This is a genomic window from Flavobacterium cyanobacteriorum (assembly GCF_002251835.1).
GTDB lineage: Bacteria > Bacteroidota > Bacteroidia > Flavobacteriales > Flavobacteriaceae > Flavobacterium > Flavobacterium cyanobacteriorum.
In genome coordinates this window covers 1-2,682 of record NZ_NOXV01000073.1, presented here as the reverse complement: position 1 = coordinate 2,682, position 2,682 = coordinate 1, and the positions used below count along the sequence as shown (strand labels likewise).

At 45.6% G+C, this 2,682-nt stretch carries 2 protein-coding genes; one reads left to right on the top strand and one right to left on the bottom strand.

The features are described from left to right. Nucleotides 1–131: 131 nt before the first annotated feature. Nucleotides 132–1,412 carry an NAD(P)/FAD-dependent oxidoreductase gene (locus CHU92_RS00750; RefSeq protein WP_094411615.1) on the bottom strand — a complete coding sequence of 427 codons (1,281 nt, stop codon included), beginning with the start codon at nucleotides 1,410–1,412 and terminating at the stop codon, nucleotides 132–134. Nucleotides 1,413–1,662: 250 nt separating this feature from the next. Between CHU92_RS00750 and CHU92_RS00745 the strand changes: the two genes are divergently transcribed. Further along, nucleotides 1,663–2,625 carry a YihY/virulence factor BrkB family protein gene (locus tag CHU92_RS00745; RefSeq protein ID WP_094411613.1) on the top strand — a complete coding sequence of 321 codons (963 nt, stop codon included), beginning with the start codon at nucleotides 1,663–1,665 and terminating at the stop codon, nucleotides 2,623–2,625. Nucleotides 2,626–2,682 lie beyond the last annotated feature (57 nt).

Here is a 2,682-nt window from a genome sequence, read left to right as displayed (position 1 = left end):
CGGCATCCTCCCCGCCGCCGCGCTTATGGCGGCGGGGAGATATAGCGCACAGCAGGAAATACGCTGCCCGAGAAGCGCTCAGACTACTGCTCCTGATACCTCTTCAGGATATTGTACCGGCAGTAAGGGGATTAGGTAGTTTCGGCCACTGATTTTCTTTTTTCGGGCCTGATGATCATACGGAGTGACTGGTCTTTTGAGAAATAAGATGTCATCCAGTTGTAAAATGTGGTGACCCTGTTCCTGTAGCTGATAAGCGACATGAGGTGTATGAACAGCCACATGAGCCAGGCGATAAAGCCTTTAAAATGCATTTTGGGTTTTGGCAGGTCAACCACTGCTTTATTTTTACCGATTATGGCCATAGAGCCTTTATCATGGTAGCGGAAAGGTTTCAATGCCTCTCCGGCGGCAGTTTTTTTAAAGTTTTGGGCCAGGTGCGTGCCCTGCTGTATGGCTACCTGCGCCACTTGCGGGTGCCCTTCGGGGAATGCAGGGTCTGTAAGCTGTATGCAGGTATCGCCTATGGCATAAATATTGGCTGTGCCTGTTACTTTATTATGCTCATCAACATTCAGGCGTTTGCCACGTCCGTAGCATTGGGCAGGTATGCCGTCAAAAGTACGCGCGGTGACCCCGGCGGCCCATATAAGGTTTTTGGACACAACCGTTTCGCCGGTATGGAAATAAACCGTATCATCTTTATAATCCACTACGCGGGTGTTCAGTTTTACTATGACGCCCATTTTTGTGAGCGCATCAAGGGTATCCTGCTGTGATTGCCTGCTCATGGGCCCTAACAGCGCGTCACCACCGTCAACCAGGTATATGTTGCTTACCGTAGTAGAGAGTTCCGGGTATTCTTTGCGTAATATGCCGCTGCGCATTTCGGCAAACATGCCTGAAATTTCAACACCGGTAGGGCCACCACCGGCTATCACAATATTGAGGTATTTGCGCCGCTCACGGCTGTTTTTGCATATAGCGGCTTTTTCCATACGCTGCAACAGCTTGTTGCGCATTTCAATGGCATCGTTAAGCGTTTTCATAGGTATGGCGTTCTTTTTGACATTTTCCATACCGAAATAACTTGTTTCCGCGCCTGTGGCAAATACCAGATAATCATACTCCAGGTCACCATTATTAAGCACAACTTTATTTTCGGAGGTGTTTACGGACAGCAGCTCCCCCAGCCTGAACTGTATATTTTGCTTTCCACGGAACAGCCTGCGGAACGGATAGCTAATGCTGGAAGGCTCAAGATAGGCTGTAGCCACCTGATAGATAAGCGGCGGGAAAAAATTATAGTTATTTTTATCTACAAGGGTTACCGTGTGGTTTTTATCGCGGGCAAGGCCTTTGGCAAGGTTAATTCCGGCAAAGCCTCCGCCAATTATAACTACTTTCTTCATAGTGGGTAATTTACCTGCCGGGTGTGCGGCATATTTAGCTGAATAAAGTTACTACAATTAAAGCTTTTCGGCAACAGCGGCCGGGGCTGTACTGTAAGATTTATGAAAACTTTGGGGTTTGCCTGTGTAAGTTAATATTTACTTTATGATAATAGACCAATGCATGAGGTTTATCATATGGTAATGTTAATATAATAGCTTTTCAGCAGGAGCATAAGTACATTTATATATAAGATTTTTATGCCTCATTATGAAAAAAATTTTCAGCCGCAGCCGAATTAAAAATATACTGAAGGTTTTAAAAGGTACCGTTACCGGCTTTTCTAACGATAAGGGGCTGAAGCTTAGCGCCTCCTTATCTTACTACACAGTATTCTCTATGGCGCCGCTGCTATTGCTCATCATATCGCTGGCAGGCGCTTTTTTTGGGAAAGAAGCAATAGAAGGCCATGTTTTTGCCGAGCTGAAAGGGCTTGTGGGGAACGAGGCGGCCCTGCAGGTGCAGCAGGTAATACGCAACCTGGAACTATCAGGCAAAACCAACATTTCGGTTGTTATAGGAGCAATTACGCTTGTAATAGGCGCTACCACCGTTTTTGCTGAAATACAGGATTCTATTAATATAATCTGGCGTGTTAAAGCCAAGCCGAGGCGCGGCCTGGTCAAACTGATAAAAGACAGGCTCCTTTCGGGCTCCATCATCATAGGCCTTGGTTTTTTATTGATTGTATCTCTTATAATCAATGGTGTTATACTGGCACTGAGCGATATGCTGAAGCAGTATTTTCCTGATGTTACGGTGCTGCTGTTCAACATCATTAACGTTATTTTGAGCTTCCTGGTGATAACAATACTATTCGGGGTAATATTTAAAGCCCTGCCCGATGCCAAAATTGCATGGAAAGATGTGCGGGCGGGCGCTTTTTTTACCGCCTGCCTCTTTATGCTGGGGCGCTACCTTATACGCCTGTATATTGAAACTACAGCTGCAGGCTCACCTTATGGTGCTGCGGGCTCTATTATAGTGATACTGCTTTGGGTTTATTATACTGCTGCCATACTTTATATAGGAGCTGAATTTACCCGCGTATATGCCGACCACGTAGGGGCACAGATAGAACCTGCTGATTATGCGGTTTATGTGGAGCAAAAGGAGAGGGAAAGAGAAGACGTAAAGGTGATTCCTCCAAAGGCTGAGGAGGTAAAAAAATAAGCCGTTACTGTTATAAAAAAAGAAGCCGTCTCAATACTTAAATTTTGAGACGGTTTT

Bases quoted from the DNA above. Each gene is read 5' to 3' on its own strand.
- CHU92_RS00750 (WP_094411615.1), bottom strand. From the start codon at position 1,412: ATGAAGAAAGTAGTTATAATTGGCGGAGGCTTTGCCGGAATTAACCTT.
- CHU92_RS00745 (WP_094411613.1), top strand. From the start codon at position 1,663: ATGAAAAAAATTTTCAGCCGCAGCCGAATTAAAAATATACTGAAGGTT.